The following is a 16,502-nucleotide window of genomic DNA, read 5'->3' on the forward strand; positions in this document are numbered from 1 at the left end:
ACAAGAAAGGCTTTGTCATTCCATTGTTTCAGAATTAATTATATTTTTCTCTTTTGCTTCTCCAAAATAACTTTTTCAAAGTTAAGTTTTAACAAAGTACCATTGTTGTTCTCGATAGAAAAAGTCCCATCTAAATCATCGCTTAATCCTTTGATTAAACTCATTCCAAATGAATTGTTTTTCTCTTTAAAGGCAACAGGAATCCCAATTCCATTGTCTTGAATAGTCAGTAGATATTGATTTGCATCAGTAGCAATCAGCGTAATGGAAATGATTCCGTCTTGATCATTCGGGAACGCATATTTTATGGAGTTAGTTATGGCTTCGTTTATAATTAATCCCAATGGAACGGCCTGTACTACGTCTAATTCCAGTTGTTCTATTTTTATTTCGAAACGAATGCGCTGTTTTAGTTGGAAAGAATCTTTTAAATATTCAACCAATTCCTTGATGTAAATTGGCATACTGATGGTTGAAATATTTTCGGACATGTATAGCTTTTGATGAATTAACGACATGGCATGAATTCGGTGCTGGCTGCTTTTTATTGTAGAAAGAGCCATATCATTGTCAACATAAGCAGATTGTGAGTTGAGCAAACTAATTACTGTTTGCAGGTTGTTTTTTACCCTATGATGAATTTCTTTCATCAGCCATTCTTTCTCATCGAGTAAATGCTGAAGATTTGTATTCTTAAGGCTAATTTCCTTTTCTTTAATTTTTAGTTTTTTATTACTTTTTTGTTTTACTCGATACAGCTTGTATAATAATCCAAGAATTATGAATAATAGCATAAGTAATCCAATCGACAAGTTGATTGCGAGTTTTGATTTTTCTAATTGGCTTTGCTGTAAGTCAGTTTGGGCTTGTAAGGTTTTAATGTTTTGCTCTTTCTGCGCAGTTTCATATTTAAATCGCAACTCTTCAATTTCTTTGCGTTTGGAATAGTTTATTATTGAATCATTACTTTCTTTAAATTTTTGATAATGTCCAATTGCAGATAAATAATTTCCGTCAAGGGAATCAATTTTGAATAATGAAAGATCTATAATATGGTAATTAACTTTAATTTTATAATTACGCTTAATGGCTAATGCTTTGTTTATGTAGGATTTAGCTTTAATTGCCTGACCTGTCTTAGCATAAAAAAAAGACATCTCGGAGTAGACTGTAGCTACATCAAAAGCGGTTTGTGGATTAATTAATTTTGATATGTACTTTTCAATAGCTACATAATTTTTTTCGGCATGTTTAGTATTACCTATTTTATCATAACATAATGCAGCGGTGCGGCCAACAAGCATTTTGTCCAATAAATTGTCAGGAGGAAATTTTTGAGTTGTCTTTTTTAAATAGTCTAGGGCTTCTTTATGTCTGCCTAGTTCAGACAAGGTTTGTAAGTAACTTAAAAAACTCTTATACCAACTTCGATTATTTGATTTTTTTTGACCAATCTCGATGCTTTTTTTATATAAATGAATCGCTTCTTCAAAATTTCCCATTTGACTGTAAATATCGGCTAATCGCATATAATATTTGTCTGCTACGGCAAAATCCTGGGTAGCCTCCATAGTTTTTACTCCATCTATTGCATAATAAAGTGATTCTTTTTGGTTTTTTAGGACTAGGTCTATATATGAAATGGTTGCTGCGTTGTAATGAGTATGTTTAAAGCCTATGTTTTTTAGAAAATTATACACCTGAATGGACTCTTTTTTGGCAAGAGGCAGGTTTCCAGTCCAGAAATGAACTGTTACAAGTTTCATTAAAGTTTCTACTTCTTTTTCCTTTTGTCCTGTTTCTTTATAAAGTTGCATTGCCTCGGTCAGGATTTTTTCTTTATCAGGATTGTTGTCCAAAAGAAAAGTTCCTTGATTTTCGAGTGCTTCTGCCAAAGCTTTTTTGTCATTTAGTTCTCGGCAGTTTTTTACAACAGTTGAAAAAGTGGCTTGGCTTTCCAGATTGCTGCCTGCCTGAAAATAATATTTGCCCAGCAGTATATTACTTTGTTGCTGCCATTTTGGTATTTTCAGCTGATTGCTTAATTCGACAGCCTGTTTTATATAAAATAAAGCATTTTGGAGGTCTTTTTTTTTGCTTCCTGGCTTAAAAAGGTAATGACCACCTAATTGCAATAATAACTTGACACGATCTGTTTTTTGTGATTTAGCAAGTATTTTTAATGCAGCCGTTATATTATTATTGTCCATCATTTTACTTCCCAACAAATAGTTTCCGTCATTATAGCCCTCATCATAGGATAATGATACAGGTGTTTTATTTGCAGCACAAGCCAGTACCATGGCACTGTCAATATCTATATTTCCTTGATTAATGGAATATATATAGACACCTGTTGTTTTGACCAATAATCGTTTTTTTTTGATATCGTAGATTTTGAATTGAGGAGTTTGGCAAAAACTACTTATAGATATGGCTAAAGACAAACACAGAAGAAATAATTTTCTCATAAAAAGGAATTTTAATTGTGTATATAATTAGCTGTAATTTAAATGGATATATAAAGTTAAGCTTTTTGTGTAATTAAAACTAGTATAAAAATAATGCCTTGGTATTCCTAAAAAAAAAAACAGTATTGTTATCGTTTTTATGGCTTTAGTTTTTTTTAAGTTTGATTTTTAATAACTAATTTTATATCAGCCATTTGTAATTATATGAATGAGCTTTCAGGTGATTGACTTTAATGAATCTAACTTTGATATTAATCTCTTGTTTTCTACTAATCAATAATAATGGCTTTATGAATGCAGTAACCAAAGATGTAAGCATAAAAGAAAGTTTATCTACTAACAAAAAAATATTAATAGTTGAGGATCAATTTATTGAAGCTCATGATTTGCAGCTGATTTTGGAAAAAGCAGGTTATGAAGTGATGGGAATAATGCGTTCGGTTGCTCAAGCATTGGAATGCATAGAAAAAGAAATACCAGACCTTGTTTTTTTGGATATTTTTCTCAAAGGAAAAGAAACGGGAATTGATTTGGCCAAAATACTGAAAGAAAGACATATTGGATTTATTTATCTCTCCGCCAACTCCAGTAAAAGTATATTGGAAGAAGCCAAAAAGACACAGCCATATGGATTTATAGTCAAACCATTTCGTGCTCAGGATGTCTTAATAACTCTGGATATTGCCTGCTATCGCCATAAACATAGTATAGAAAATCAGCTGTTAGAAGAAAAAATGCTGGAGAAAAGCATCAATGAAATTACTTTTTCTTCTTTAAAATGGGAACAGGCTTTATTACAGCTTGGTAAAACATTACAAACCTATATCCCTTTCGATTATATGGAAACGGGTTTTATTAATGAATTATCTAGTATTGTTGGAATGCTTAGAAGGAATTTTGATATTTATGAAATGATTAACATTGATAAATTTTCCAAAATAACAAATTTTAAAAAAGATGAGTTAATCGATCTAGATTCCAAGTCCTTAAAACTGGAAATTGCCCAAATTTATCAGGGAGAATCTTTTGAAAAAGTAAGTCAGGATTCAGTTATAAAGCGATTGGTGCTGCATACATTTGGAATCAAATCTTTTATAGTGATTCCGCTGACCATTGAAGAAAAAAAATTTAATTTTTCATTCCATAGCCGACATTTTGAAATATTTACAGATGAACATTTAAGATTGTTGATTAAACTTCAAGGTGTATTGACCAAGTTTGTTGGCGACATGTACATTAGTGATAAAAAAATCAACGGAAAAAATAAAGTAGTTTTGAATATCTCCAAAAATCTTCCACAAGGTTTTGAATCAATGATAGGAACCAGTAGAAAAATGATCACTGTTTTTGACTCCATAAAAAAAGTGGCTCCTTTTGAAACATCTGTATTAATATTGGGTGAAAGTGGAACCGGAAAAGAAAAAGTGGCTCAAAGTATTCACAACCTCTCCAGTCGAAAAGGAAAACCGTTAGTTATTATCAACTGCAGTACCATTCCTGAAAATTTAGCAGAATCCCTGCTTTTTGGTCACGAAAAAGGTGCTTTTACCGGAGCAGCAGACAAACGCGCAGGCAAATTTGAAATGGCCGATGGAGGAACTGTTTTTTTGGATGAAATAGGAGAAATGCCTATAGATCTTCAGGTGAAATTATTGAGGGTTTTGCAGGAAAAGGAAATTGAAAGGTTGGGGGGGCGCTTCCCAATAAAGATTGATGTTCGTATTATTGCCGCAACCAATCGAAATCTGGAGGAAGAAGTGGCTGCAGGACGATTTCGTTTGGATTTGTATTACAGACTTTATGTTTTTCCAATATTAGTACCTGCATTAAGGGAAAGAACGGAAGATATTCCTATTTTGGCTTCTCATTTTATTAATTTATTCAGTGAAAAAACGGGATTGAAGGCACCGATACTTCAGGAGGCAGTGCTTCATCAGTTGCTATCTTATGAGTGGCCTGGCAATATTCGAGAATTGGAACATGTTATAGAACGCAGTATTTTGATGAGCGATGGAAATATGATTAAAGAAATTCAGCTTCCTTTTGCAAAAAAACAAGAAGAGGGCGAAAAACAAGAGGAGTTCTCCATCAAAACCATTCATGACAATGAACGTGATTATATTATTTACATCCTAAAAAGATGTAAAGGAAAGGTTTCGGGAACGGGTGGAGCAGCCGAAATTTTGAATATTCCATCTTCGACACTCAATTCCAAAATCAAAAAGTTAGGTATAAAACACAGTCATTTTTCTTAAATAATAAAGACTTTTTTTAAGTAAATGCAACAACAATTATTTTGTAAACATAGGAAGTGGATTTTGGGGATGTTTAAGAAAACGTTTAAATATCTTATTGATGAGGAATATATGAAAACCAAGATTTGGAATTTTCTTCCTGAATTGTTTGATTTTTTGGCTGTCGTAACCAAAAGTGACTAGCCCTAATGATACATCAATCCAATCTGCTTTTCTGAAAAATTCTATAGTTTTGGAATGTTTTCCACGGTATTCGCTCATTTTATGGTGCCAATAAATCATCATTGTAATTTCCTCTATCCAATCTTGTTTTTCTGATTCTATCAAATAGATTTTAGCCTCTTCCATTGAAGGATCTAAGTAATCGATAGTGTTGTCAGTCCAGATTCCGATATCATGAAATACACTGGCAATAGCGTACTTATCTATATTATTTTCATCCGAATCCATTAATTGGCAATTTAAAAATACGCGATAGACATGATTTCTATATCGATCATAATCTTCGCCAAACATTGGTTTGTATTTTTGAAATAAGCCCTCAATAATTTGATTTGAATATTCCATCATAGAAGATTTTATTTTAAAGTAACAAAAATAGATGATCTAACGGCCTTTTTAAGGTTTCGGGTACGATGTCCTTTTCCAAAAGTATCTTCTACAAGTAAAACGTTTCCGGGTTCAAAAGTTCGTTTTTCTCCCAAAGAGGTCTCGATTTCAATCTCACCATCCTGCAAAATAATATATTGCCGAGTTGGAGCCTGATGAAAATCGAAATCATAATTTGGTTTTACCTTTCTGAAAATGATTCCAGAGACGGGTTGTGTTTCGGATAGAAAACCAATTTCACTACTTTCTTTGAGCGGGATTTTAATATCTTCAAAATGACTTTCTCCCACATCATCCGAAAATATTCGTGTTATTGTATAGTATTCCATCTTATCAAGTTATTTGTTTAGTACTTTGAATTTTAGAAACATATTTTTGTGATGAAAATTTTTAACCGCAAAGTTCACAGAGCTTTGAGTGCATAATGTCTCTTTTTGTGAACTTTGTGGTTAAATGTAAATATTTTAAAAGTTGTTTTTAAACCAATTAACAGACAGTTCTACATCTTCTTGGGTTAAATTATGTCCCGTATTTATTTCGTGAAAAGTGACATCCAAGTTGTTGTTGTTTAATATCTCAAGATACTCATTGGTGCTTTCAACTTTTACGGTTGGATCATTTTTTCCTGAAGAGAAAAACAGCGGTGTATGGCTTTTGCTTTTTACATTTTCCATTTTTCTGAAAGGCTGCATTGGTCGGTATAATATTGCCCCAGCTAAAAAATCTGGATGAAGCATTAAAGTGGCTCCTGCAATATTAGCCCCGTTGGAATAGCCCAAAGCAATGATTTTTGTACTGTCAAAACCTTCTTTTTCTGCAATTTCTTTTAGAAAATGAACCATTTCATGTGTTCTGAATTCTAAATCTTTTTCATCAAAAATGCCCATTCCCAGCCTTTTAAAAAATCTAGGCATTCCATTTTCATTTACGTTTCCGCGAAGGCTTAGAATATTGATATCATCACCAAAGTTTTTTGCCAATGGTACCAAATCATGCTCATTTCCGCCAGTTCCATGCAAGAGCAAAAGTGTTTTTGCGCTTGCATTTCCTGTGCCTTTAAAAATATAGTGCAACGGTTGAAAGTCCATAATTATAAATTAGTTAATTTTTGCCAAATGTTTTTCTATTTCCTCTCTGCGGCTTTCATATTGAGGAGGTAATTTTAAATCTTTCCCAAGATTTTCCAGTGTTTCGTCAACGGTGAATCCAGGATTATCGGTGGCTATTTCAAAAAGAACGCCCCCTGGTTCTCTAAAATAAAGAGAATGAAAATATTGTCGGTCAATTTGAGGTGTTATCCCTAATCCCAACGCTTCAATCTTTTCTCGGAAATACATCAGAATTGCATCATTTTTTACTCGGAAAGCAACATGATGAACAGAACCGTTGGCTATATGACCTTTCTTTTCCTCAGGTAATTCCACTAAGTCCACAATGGCAGCATTTTCGACGGCGGTAGTTGCATAACGGTAGCGATTCACATTTTGGTCGATTAATTCGTATCCAAATACATTGGTCAAAATTGATGCTGTTGGTTTGATCTCTTTAAGCGTCAATGTAATGTTATGAAAGCCTTTCACGGCATTTTCTGTTTTTATTTCGTCGGTTTCCCAAGATTTTCTGTTGTCTTCCGTTTTGGATTCTATTAATTCTAATTTTAAGCCATCTGGATCTAAAAAAGAAACATATCTCTCTCCAAATTTTTCCGAAGGCTTGTTGTAAATTACATTATATTTATCCAAACGCTTTACCCAGAATTCTAAACTGCCTTTTGGAACTGAATAACCAATTTCTGTAGCCATTCCTGATCCTTTTCTTCCTTGTTGGATTCCCTCTCCCCAGGGGAAAAAAGTCAGGATAGTTCCAGCGCTACCTATTTCGTCCCCAAAATAAAAATGATAAGTTCCAGGATCATCAAAATTTACCGTTTTTTTGATGAATCGCAATCCTAAAACATTAGAATAAAAATTGAAATTACGTTCGGCATCCCCTGCAATTGCTGTAATATGATGAAGCCCTAAAATTTTATTTTCCATGATATGAGTTTTAAATATTTATATAGCAAATTTATGTCGTTTAAAAAGTTAAGTCATTGAACTAGAACAAGAAAATGAAAATGCATTTTTTTGTTAATTGGCATTTAAGTTTTGTATAAGCTCTTTTCAAATGGTCGATAAGTTTTAGTTTGAAGGATTGAACATTATATTGCATTTAATAAAACTCAAGAATTATACCTTTTTAGTAAAGCCTCGTAATAGAGGTAATTGTTTGTTTGTTAAATCGAAATATTAGCGAAATACAGAAGTTTTAAGAATTTTCGGAACGATATATAGTAAATATAGATTATTTCGATTCGGATGTAAATCGTAAAATAATTAGTGGAAGTAGGAATATTATATAAAAAATTAAATCTGCGTAGTTATTTTATAACGAGACAAAGTGTATGATGCAAATTCCAGTGATATTGATCACCCAATTCCAATTTAAAGCTACCACCTGATTCTGTAGCAAAATAACCAGCTTCATTTTCATTAAAAGCTACTTTTTTTCATTAATATAAAAAGCATATTTGAAGGGACAATGGAGGCTGTGCATAACAACTACAATGGATTCGGGCGGCACTCCAAGACATTATACTTTATCTCCTGAACGATAGCGCTGATTTAAAATTAGATTTAAATCATATAGTTCTTGAACAGGTGCAGATTTGCAAATCCATGCTATCATAAAAAATCTGAATCGATAGAAAATAGAAAAAAATAACCTCATTTAAGCCATTTTAAACAAGGTTTTATTTTTAAGCAAAAAGAGAGCTTATAGAGTTTCTCATTTACTTTGTATTTTCGTTTAGCGGAAGGCAAGCTATAACAAATTCCGCAACCTCAACAAATGCTGCCAGAACACTGTCTATAACTTTAAAGCAGCATTATAAAATAAAACCAACAAATACATAACAACATATTTATGAAAAAAAATGGATTAGTGGGAGGAAAAAGTTGGTTATCTACAATGGAGTATCATAAGTTTATAAATGAAGATGTAAATTCAAAATTAGGTGGATTAAATTTTGCGGAATGCATTATTTATTTTTTAAACTTGGGAAAGATTCAAGCAGAAAGCTGGGACAATTCCTCTGAAGTATTATCGGATGCTTGTGAGAGCTTGAAAAAAAGTGGAGTAGATCGCATCGTTTTGTGTGCGAATGCAGTACTTCTTTTTGCGGGCGAACGCCTGTAACCTCAATTACGGAGATTTCGGTAGCCAGAAATTGTTAGTTCTCGAGAAAGTTTTATCTTGGCAGAGAGAACTCACTTCGCTTTGATTTGCAACTGCGGTTACAGGCGAAACTTTGAGGCTATGCTAATGAAGACCAAGGCAATTCAAAACTATTTTAAATTAAACTAAAATGAACATTAAATTATTTCTTTGGTTGTTATTAATAACTTTACCCAAAATGGTATTTTCTCAATCGGCCGATTTTACCATTCAAGATGTAAAGTTTGAAAGCCAAGGCATCACTCTTGCTGGCTCAATTTTAACGCCTAAAAAAACATTTGCAGCAGTTGTAATTGTTCATGGGTCTGATCTTGTAAAAAGAGAAATGGAGTTCGCTAAACGTCTTGCCAAAGAAGGCATTGCTGTATTGACATATGATAAACGTGGAGTTGGAGAATCAGGCGGTGTATATGTAGGACCATCTGTTGGAACGAATAATATTGACACTACTAATCTTAGTTTATTATCTCAGGATGCAAGTGCAGCAGTAAATACACTTCGAACCTATTTGAAAGATAAAAAAACACCAATTGGATTAGTTGGTTTCAGTCAAGCAGGATGGATAATCCCAATTGCTGCAAACAAAAGTCCACAAATAGAATTTATGGTTTTATTTAGTTGCCCTACAATTACAACCCTGGAACAACTTCGATTTCAGTTTTATACTAATGGAAATAATAATTTTTGGGAAAATCATACAGAATCAGATGCTCTTGAACATATCAAAAATGAGCCAGACAGGTATCAATTTACAGCTACTGATCCAAAAATTTCTTTGGATAATCTTTCAATTCCAGGACTTTGGCTTTTTGGTGAGAAAGATATCCAAATTCCAGTAAAAGTGTGCATAGAGCAATTAAATACATTTAAAGTTCAAGGCAAACCTTTCGAATATACTTTGTTTTCAACATTAGGACACAATACTTCTTCTGGCAATATTACAGTACCTGTTGATATTTCAATTCAGTGGATAAAACAGAAAGCCTTGGACATTAAGAAGTCTAAAGTATTAAAATAAAGCACTGCCTACAACAGCTACAACGGATTTGGGCAATAGACTTAAATGGAAGTTGGCTTTGCATTTGGTATCATTTGTCAAATCCGAAAATAGAGCTTAATTTAGTATACCACTTCTAGGAAGGAAACGAATATAGCGATCAGCCAAAACAACATCAGGGGCGATAATGAAAATAGAGAACATAAAACCATTTGACGGACAGCATTGCGAAACAACGGCGACAGGAACTTTGTTGCTACAACTGGATATTGAACTTTCCGAGCCAATGCTTTTTGGGTTGGGCGAAGGACTAGGATTCATTTTTTGGAATATGAAATCTATGGAATTCCCTTTCATTGGTGGACGAGTAAAACCAGACGCTCTAACTGAAAATATTGCGAGAAATTTAAACCTTGAATTGACAGTTAAGGAAACTTCATCAAAGCAAAAGGCTTGGGACAACGTAAAAGAATTAATTGATAATGGACAAGCAGTGGGCTTAAAATTAGACTGTTTTTATTTAGAATATTTTTCACGACCATTTCATTTTGCAGGACACTATACTGCAATTTATGGTTACGACAGTGAAAATGCTTTTTTGGTAGACACAAAACAACAAGGCGGACAAGTGAAAACAAGTTTGAAAAGTTTGTCATTAGCAAGAGCAGAAAAAGGTCCAATGTCATCAAAAAATTTGTATTACATTTTGCGTAAAACAGATCATAAATTTGACTTAAAAACTGCACTATTAAAAGCCATTAGAAATAACGCTACTGAATATTTAAATCCACCAATAACAAATATTGGGTATAAAGGAATTTTAAAAACAAGCACCGAAATAATTAAATGGTTTAAGACGAGTAAAGACATTGAAAACGACTTTAAAACTTCTGCAATGCTTATGGAAAAAGCTGGGACAGGCGGAGCATTATTTAGAAACTTGTACCGAGATTTTTTAAAGGAAAGTTACGACTTGCTTAGATTAGACAAACTGAAATCAGGACACGAGGCTTTTACAGAAATTGCAGAACTTTGGACTTCGGTTTCACAGTTATTTGAAAAAGTCAGCCAAACGAAAGACTTTAAGTATATTCAACAAGCATCAGACATTTTAAAAACCATATCAGACAAAGAAAAAAAGACAATGGAAATGTTAGCGACAATATAGCCGAATCGCAAACAACTGATTAGGGCAATTGGTCTAATGGGAAGTTGACTTTGTATTTAGAATTATTTGGCAAATCCGAATAATGGGCTTAATTTAGTCCCAAACCCGTAGTACCAGAACATTATACACAAGTATATAAAGCACAGGGGAAATAATTGAAAAAATGAAAGAGAAAAAAGAAGACTTCAACAGCTACTTTTACCAGCAGGCATCAAAACTGGCTAGAATTGGAAGTTGGGAATTTGATGTGGTAGGTGACAAAATTTACTGGTCAAATATTGTACATGAACTCCACGAAACAAACCCGAAAACTTTCATCCCTGATTTAGGAACATCTCTTAGTTTTTATAGGGTAGATTTTCGGTCAATGGTAAATGAAATTTTACAAAATTGTATTAAAACTGGTGTTGCATTTGACTTTGAAGCTGTAATAGTCACTAAAAAAAAGAAAGAACGATGGATTCGGGCTATTGGTAATGTAGAGATGGTTGAAGGGAAATGCCAGCGGATATATGGCAGTTTTCAGGATATTCATGTTTCCAAAATGCTGGAGCTTCAGATTCGGGAGATTTTGGGAAGTATATCTGATGCTTTTTATGCCGTTGACAAAAACTGGAAATTTACTTATTTCAACAAGGAAGCCGAGAACTTACTCTTAAAGAAGGCTGATGAAGTTTTGGGCAAGAATATTTGGGAATTATTTCCAGCAAGTGCAAATACCTCCATTCGGAAAATTTATCAAAGGGTCGCCCGTACAAAAAAACACGGAATCCTTTGAATACTATTACCCTGGAAATGGAAAATGGTATGAAATTAATGCCTATCCATCGCAGGGTGGCGTATCTGCATACTTCAAGAATATTGATGAACGCAAACAGGTGGCAGAAAAACTTGAAAAAGCCTATCAGGAGAAAATTAACATATTGGAAAGTATTGGAGATGCTTTTTTCTATGTGAATAAAGATTGGGTAGTAACCTATTGGAACAAAGAAACCGAAAAGCTTTTAGGTAGGAAAAGAGAAGCCATCATTGGTAAAAACCTTTGGGATGAATATCCTGACGTCGTTGGAACTGGTTTTTACCGCCAATATCACAAAGCCCTGGAAACTCAGGAAAACTTGGACTTTGAAGAGTTTTACCCAGCATTAAATATGTGGCTCGAAGTGACGGTATATCCCTCAACCACCGGACTATCTGTATATTTTAAAGATATTACTCTGAGAAAAGAGTCGGATATACGCCTTCTTCAATCCAATGAACGCTTTGAAAAAGTTGCAGAAGCGACCAATGATGCGATATGGGATTGGAATATCTTAGAAAATACGCTGTATTGGGGAGCTGGCTTCAAAAAACTGTTTGGATACCAAATTGAAAAAAACACCCCAACTTTAGAGTCCTGGACTAATCACATCCATCCTGAGGATCAAGAATGGGTATTGCAAAGTATTTATAGAGCACTCGAAAAACCTGACCAATCTAACTGGATTGCCGAGTATCGATATCAAAAAAATGACGGTACTTATGCTAATGTGATTGACAAGGGCATTGTAATCCGAGATGAAAAAGGAAATCCTATCCGCATGGTAGGAGCCATGAATGATATAACGGAGCGAAAGAATTTTGAAATAAGCAGAAGTAGATATGTGAGCCAAATTGAAATACAGAATGAAAAACTTAAAAATATTGCTTGGACTCAGTCACATATAGTACGGGCTCCTCTCGCAAGAATGTTGGGGATTATGAATGTTATTGAGGATAATGATAAAAATCTGGATGATACTTTAATGTGGCTAAAACATTTAAGAGATTCCGCAAATGAATTGGATGAAATTATAAAGGACATGGTCGATAAAGCACAACACTTAACCTGAAGAAATGAACAAAACAATACTTATAGTTGATGATGATCCAATTGTCAGGATGATTATCCAAAAAATGATTCATAATATGGACAGTTCAGTTAATTGTCATCAATGTGATAACGGAGAAGTTGCTTTGTCGGTATTAGAAACACTACGAGAGACAATCGATGATATTGTTGTACTTTTAGACATTAATATGCCTGTATTAAATGGATGGGGATTTTTAGACAACCTAAAAAAAATAAATCTCAATTCTTTTACCAAATTTCAACTGTACATTGTCACATCCTCAACAGATGAAAGCGATATGCTAAAAGCTCAATCATATCCTGTGATTAAGAAATTTTATCATAAACCACTTTCGAAACAAGATATCGGGGTAATTTTGAACTCCGATGAAATAACTTGAGTTTTAGATGGTCAAACCGTCGTAAATTTGACTTTAAATACTTTAATAAAACAGACAAGTACCTGTATCTAATTTAGATGACACAACTGATTTTGGCAATTGGCTTAATGGAAAGTTGGTCTTGTATCTGTGATGATTTACCCCGTCCTCAGGGTAGCTGCATAACTTTATGGACAATGGAGGGAACACCCTATCAAAACTCGATAGACAGACAAAAAATGAACAAAGACGACATTATACATTCACAAATCAAACCACTTCTGGACTACTTTCACAAAGTAATCCCTTTAAACAATGAAGAAAAACAATTGGTGACAGAATTATTCAGACCACGGCTTTACCGAAAAAGACAATATGTATTACAGGAAGGAGATGTTTGCAATCAGTTCAATTTTATTGTGCGTGGATGCCTAAGAATTTATAAAATTGATAACAAAGGAAATACACATATTTTACAATTTGCTGCCGAAAATTGGTGGTTGAGCGATATCGGCAGCTTTCACGAACGTAAACCATCTGAACTCAATATGGATGCTTTGGAAGATACAATGGTTTTACAGATTAGCCACGAAAATTTATTATTACTGTTTACAAAAGCACCAAAGTTCGATCGCATTTTTAGGGTGTTAATTGAAAATAGTTTTGTATCACTTCAAAAGCGATTATTACAAAACATTAGTTCTACTGCCGAGGAAAGATACAATTCATTTCTTGATAGTTATCCACATCTCACAAAAAGACTGCCACAAACACAAATCGCTTACTTCTTGGGCATTACGCCAGAGTTTTTAAGTCGCTTACGAAACAAGCAAACTAAAAAGTCTTAATCTACATCAATACTATTTCTTGACGCAGTTCATTGGAGAGAGCCTTCTTTCCAATGCATCTTTGTATTATTAAATTACCAATAAAATTTAAAAAGAAATAGTATGATAACAACTTCAAAAGTAGCCGTAATCGGCTTAGGAAACATCGGGAAAACAGTAGCCAAAAATTTTGTAAAAGGTAACAGACCCATAATTATTGCAAGCCGCAAATTGGAGGAAGCAAAAGCATTGGCACAAGAATTAGGAAGCCTTGCAACAGCATCTGAAACTGTCGAGGCCATTAAGAATGCCGACATAATTGTACTTTCAGTTTGGTTCAACACCATACAGGAATTTTTCAAACAATATGGTACTGAACTTCAGGGAAAAATCATCATAGATCCTTCCAATCCAATCGCGCCAGATGAAAATGGTGGCTTCAAAAAAATTATTAATGAAAACGAATCAGCGGGACAATTAAATGCAGCCCTATTGCCAAAAGGAGCAAAATTAGTAAAAGCATTCGGAACATTAGGTGCAGCTTCGTTGGCAGGTGCAGCTCATCAATCGCCTCAAAAATCGGTATTGTTTTATGCAACTGACGATACCACCATTAATGCAGCAGTTGAGCAGCTTATACACGACAATGGCTTTGACGCAGTAAAAGTAGGCGGCTTGGACCAATCTATTCGTATCGAAGTTTTTGGTGATTTACATGAATTTGGAGCAATTGGAAAACCTGTAAACGCAACTGAAGCAAAAGCAAAAATCTAATTAAAACTAAAAAAAGAAGTTCTATGAAAAAAATAATCATTCTAATAACATTTTTTTTATACTCAAATATTATTTTTAGCCAGCAACTTAAATTGGGTAAGCAATTTTTTGAGCTGCACAATGTTACAGGGTCTATGTGTTAATACATATCGTATTTTAGTGTAGAATAATTGAAGAATTAAGCAGCATCCCATCTGTATTTTGTTTTGTATATGCAAGGTGTTTACTTGTCCCATATTTTGTAAATATTTGTGACAAAACTTTTTCATATTTAATTTTCCTTTTACTGCAAAGTGTGTATTGTTCCGCAATTTGAATTTGATTATTTTATAAAATGAAATTGTGTCAAGTGTGTCAATTGTGTCAGGAGCCTTCAAAAGCATATTGAAAACAGTTTGAATCGGACAATTTGAATTCATAATCAATAAGTTAATTTGATTTTATAACTTTACAATGATTTGTCCAGATTATGTATTTAATTTTACAGTTTGAAAATTAAGTCAGTATTTATTCAAATTTAAGGATGGAAGCCAAATTATTATTACAAGATCATATAGCCAAAACGGCTTCAATTACAGACGAGCAATTCGATTATGTATATTCTCATTTTAAGCCCTTATTTTTCAAGAAAGGTCAGACTATCATTATTTCTGGCGATAAAGTAGATTGCGAATATTTTGTGGTTTCGGGTTGTTTAAAAGCTTTTTTTATCAATGATGAAATCAAAATGTATATACTGCAGTTTGCGATGCCTACATGGTGGACTTCAGATTATAGTGCGCTGTACAATCAAACCAAGGCAACAATAAATATTGACTGTATTACAGATGCCGAAGTGCTTTGTCTTTCTAACGATGATCGTGAAAAACTTTGCAAGGAGTTTCATCAGGTGGAGCATTTTTTTCGATGGAGGACCAATAAAGGATATATCGCCTCTCAAAAACGATTATTATCTTTTATGAATAATAATGTAAAAATTCGCTATGAAGAACTTTTGGCATTATATCCACAATTATACAATCTTGTTCCAAAGCATTTGATCGCGGCTTATTTAGGAGTATCGAGAGAAACCTTAAGTCGGCTTTATGCTTCACATTAACCCAAATCAGAATGTGATGTAGGTCACGTAACCAATTTCAATATCCAGCGTTCCTTTGCATTGTACTTTTAAATACAATAAAAATGGAAACAAAGAATTTTAAAATCGTCAGTTCAAACAGCAGTGTCGATTGGACCGGTCGAAAAGTGACCGGTGCACATAATGGTACAATTGGTATCAAAGAAGGTAATTTCGTCCTAAACGATGGAAAATTAAAAAGTGGAATTGTTGTTATTGATACGGCAACCATTAAAATATTGGATATAACAGATTCAGATACAAATGCGCAATTTGCAGGTCATCTTGCCTCTGATGATTTTTTCTCTATCGAAAAATTCCCTACGGCATCTTTTGATATTCTTACTGCAAAAGAGTTGTCAAACATCGCTTATTATCTTGAAGGAAATCTTACTATAAAAGGGATTACACATCTTGTTGGTTTTGAAGCAGCCGTAGAAAATAGTAGAAATGTAATTTCTCTTAATGGAAAACTAATTATTGATCGTACGAAATATGATATCAAATTCCGTTCCGGTAATTTCTTTAAAGATTTGGGGGATACATTGATTTACAACAACTTTGAGTTGGATTTTAATATTAATGCCGAAGCCATATTCTCAGAACAATCTAAAAACTAAAGCCATGCCTTACGTAAAAATAGAATTGACTCGTGAAGGGTTAACTTCTAAATAAGGCTGATTACCGATTCAATTATCAATGTCGATTAAGGCAGTGGTGCTGGGCATAATTTAAATTAAGATGAAAAAATTTGCAAT

16 protein-coding genes are annotated in these 16,502 nt (G+C 33.6%); 11 read left to right on the forward strand and 5 right to left on the reverse strand.

Annotation, left to right across the window (positions count from 1 at the left end; translation table 11 throughout):
- Nucleotides 1-38: 38 nt before the first annotated feature.
- Nucleotides 39-2,471 (reverse strand): histidine kinase dimerization/phosphoacceptor domain -containing protein, encoded by a 2,433-nt coding sequence (locus tag DOS84_RS10510; protein ID WP_111410086.1) that lies wholly within the window; start codon nt 2,469-2,471, stop codon nt 39-41.
- 290 nt (nt 2,472-2,761) lie between these two features.
- On the opposite strand from DOS84_RS10510, the gene DOS84_RS10515 reads away from it, so the two are divergent.
- Nucleotides 2,762-4,726: a sigma 54-interacting response regulator gene (locus DOS84_RS10515; RefSeq protein ID WP_111410087.1), complete on the forward strand. Its 1,965-nt coding sequence runs from the start codon at nt 2,762-2,764 to the stop codon at nt 4,724-4,726.
- A 36-nt stretch (nt 4,727-4,762) separates the two neighbouring features.
- Here DOS84_RS10515 and DOS84_RS10520 read toward each other — a convergent pair whose 3' ends face one another.
- The 4 genes from DOS84_RS10520 to DOS84_RS10535 form a co-directional block, all read right to left on the reverse strand.
- Nucleotides 4,763-5,296, reverse strand: coding sequence for an HD domain-containing protein (locus tag DOS84_RS10520; RefSeq protein ID WP_111410088.1), 534 nt, complete (start codon nt 5,294-5,296; stop codon nt 4,763-4,765).
- A gap of 8 nt (nt 5,297-5,304) precedes the next feature.
- Nucleotides 5,305-5,664 carry a cupin domain-containing protein gene (locus DOS84_RS10525; protein ID WP_111410089.1) on the reverse strand — a complete coding sequence of 120 codons (360 nt, stop codon included), beginning with the start codon at nt 5,662-5,664 and terminating at the stop codon, nt 5,305-5,307.
- A 135-nt stretch (nt 5,665-5,799) separates the two neighbouring features.
- Entirely contained in the window at nt 5,800-6,423 is a 624-nt protein-coding gene (locus DOS84_RS10530) for an alpha/beta hydrolase (RefSeq protein ID WP_207802050.1), read from the reverse strand.
- A 9-nt stretch (nt 6,424-6,432) separates the two neighbouring features.
- Complete coding sequence (locus DOS84_RS10535; protein WP_111410090.1) at nt 6,433-7,371, reverse strand: ring-cleaving dioxygenase; 939 nt, start codon at nt 7,369-7,371, stop codon at nt 6,433-6,435.
- A 928-nt stretch (nt 7,372-8,299) separates the two neighbouring features.
- Between DOS84_RS10535 and DOS84_RS10540 the strand changes: the two genes are divergently transcribed.
- The 10 genes from DOS84_RS10540 (at nt 8,300) to DOS84_RS10590 (ending at nt 16,364) form a co-directional block, all read left to right on the forward strand.
- Nucleotides 8,300-8,572, forward strand: coding sequence for a hypothetical protein (locus DOS84_RS10540; protein WP_111410091.1), 273 nt, complete (start codon nt 8,300-8,302; stop codon nt 8,570-8,572).
- A 169-nt stretch (nt 8,573-8,741) separates the two neighbouring features.
- A complete protein-coding gene (locus DOS84_RS10545; RefSeq protein WP_111410092.1) occupies nt 8,742-9,629 on the forward strand; it encodes an alpha/beta hydrolase family protein in 888 nt (295 codons plus the stop codon).
- 166 nt (nt 9,630-9,795) lie between these two features.
- Nucleotides 9,796-10,776 (forward strand): BtrH N-terminal domain-containing protein, encoded by a 981-nt coding sequence (locus DOS84_RS10550; RefSeq protein WP_111410093.1) that lies wholly within the window; start codon nt 9,796-9,798, stop codon nt 10,774-10,776.
- A gap of 163 nt (nt 10,777-10,939) precedes the next feature.
- Nucleotides 10,940-11,554 (forward strand): PAS domain-containing protein, encoded by a 615-nt coding sequence (locus DOS84_RS10555; protein ID WP_111410094.1) that lies wholly within the window; start codon nt 10,940-10,942, stop codon nt 11,552-11,554.
- Complete coding sequence (locus tag DOS84_RS10560; protein WP_111410095.1) at nt 11,445-12,647, forward strand: PAS domain-containing protein; 1,203 nt, start codon at nt 11,445-11,447, stop codon at nt 12,645-12,647. The genes DOS84_RS10555 and DOS84_RS10560 overlap by 110 nt, the downstream gene beginning before the upstream one ends.
- A 4-nt stretch (nt 12,648-12,651) precedes the next feature.
- Complete coding sequence (locus DOS84_RS10565; protein ID WP_111410096.1) at nt 12,652-13,047, forward strand: response regulator; 396 nt, start codon at nt 12,652-12,654, stop codon at nt 13,045-13,047.
- 77 nt (nt 13,048-13,124) lie between these two features.
- On the forward strand, nt 13,125-13,874 hold the full coding sequence (locus DOS84_RS10570; protein ID WP_243636364.1) for a Crp/Fnr family transcriptional regulator: 750 nt from the start codon (nt 13,125-13,127) through the stop codon (nt 13,872-13,874).
- 102 nt (nt 13,875-13,976) lie between these two features.
- A complete protein-coding gene (locus DOS84_RS10575) occupies nt 13,977-14,627 on the forward strand; it encodes an NADPH-dependent F420 reductase (RefSeq protein WP_111410097.1) in 651 nt (216 codons plus the stop codon).
- A 523-nt stretch (nt 14,628-15,150) separates the two neighbouring features.
- On the forward strand, nt 15,151-15,726 hold the full coding sequence (locus DOS84_RS10585) for a Crp/Fnr family transcriptional regulator (RefSeq protein ID WP_111410099.1): 576 nt from the start codon (nt 15,151-15,153) through the stop codon (nt 15,724-15,726).
- Between the two features lie 83 nt (nt 15,727-15,809).
- Nucleotides 15,810-16,364, forward strand: a complete 555-nt coding sequence (locus DOS84_RS10590; protein WP_111410100.1) for a YceI family protein — start codon at nt 15,810-15,812, stop codon at nt 16,362-16,364.
- Nucleotides 16,365-16,502 lie beyond the last annotated feature (138 nt).

This window comes from Flavobacterium aquariorum, assembly GCF_003254745.1.
Taxonomy (GTDB): domain Bacteria; phylum Bacteroidota; class Bacteroidia; order Flavobacteriales; family Flavobacteriaceae; genus Flavobacterium; species Flavobacterium aquariorum.

What these genes read in the sequence shown, in the direction of transcription:
- DOS84_RS10510 (WP_111410086.1), bottom strand. Translation starts at nt 2,471, where the DNA reads ATGAGAAAATTATTTCTTCTGTGTTTGTCTTTAGCCATATCTATAAGT.
- DOS84_RS10515 (WP_111410087.1), top strand. Translation starts at nt 2,762, where the DNA reads ATGAATGCAGTAACCAAAGATGTAAGCATAAAAGAAAGTTTATCTACT.
- DOS84_RS10520 (WP_111410088.1), bottom strand. Translation starts at nt 5,296, where the DNA reads ATGATGGAATATTCAAATCAAATTATTGAGGGCTTATTTCAAAAATAC.
- DOS84_RS10525 (WP_111410089.1), bottom strand. Translation starts at nt 5,664, where the DNA reads ATGGAATACTATACAATAACACGAATATTTTCGGATGATGTGGGAGAA.
- DOS84_RS10530 (WP_207802050.1), bottom strand. Translation starts at nt 6,423, where the DNA reads ATGGACTTTCAACCGTTGCACTATATTTTTAAAGGCACAGGAAATGCA.
- DOS84_RS10535 (WP_111410090.1), bottom strand. Translation starts at nt 7,371, where the DNA reads ATGGAAAATAAAATTTTAGGGCTTCATCATATTACAGCAATTGCAGGG.
- DOS84_RS10540 (WP_111410091.1), top strand. Translation starts at nt 8,300, where the DNA reads ATGAAAAAAAATGGATTAGTGGGAGGAAAAAGTTGGTTATCTACAATG.
- DOS84_RS10545 (WP_111410092.1), top strand. Translation starts at nt 8,742, where the DNA reads ATGAACATTAAATTATTTCTTTGGTTGTTATTAATAACTTTACCCAAA.
- DOS84_RS10550 (WP_111410093.1), top strand. Translation starts at nt 9,796, where the DNA reads ATGAAAATAGAGAACATAAAACCATTTGACGGACAGCATTGCGAAACA.
- DOS84_RS10555 (WP_111410094.1), top strand. Translation starts at nt 10,940, where the DNA reads ATGAAAGAGAAAAAAGAAGACTTCAACAGCTACTTTTACCAGCAGGCA.
- DOS84_RS10560 (WP_111410095.1), top strand. Translation starts at nt 11,445, where the DNA reads ATGAAGTTTTGGGCAAGAATATTTGGGAATTATTTCCAGCAAGTGCAA.
- DOS84_RS10565 (WP_111410096.1), top strand. Translation starts at nt 12,652, where the DNA reads ATGAACAAAACAATACTTATAGTTGATGATGATCCAATTGTCAGGATG.
- DOS84_RS10570 (WP_243636364.1), top strand. Translation starts at nt 13,125, where the DNA reads ATGACACAACTGATTTTGGCAATTGGCTTAATGGAAAGTTGGTCTTGT.
- DOS84_RS10575 (WP_111410097.1), top strand. Translation starts at nt 13,977, where the DNA reads ATGATAACAACTTCAAAAGTAGCCGTAATCGGCTTAGGAAACATCGGG.
- DOS84_RS10585 (WP_111410099.1), top strand. Translation starts at nt 15,151, where the DNA reads ATGGAAGCCAAATTATTATTACAAGATCATATAGCCAAAACGGCTTCA.
- DOS84_RS10590 (WP_111410100.1), top strand. Translation starts at nt 15,810, where the DNA reads ATGGAAACAAAGAATTTTAAAATCGTCAGTTCAAACAGCAGTGTCGAT.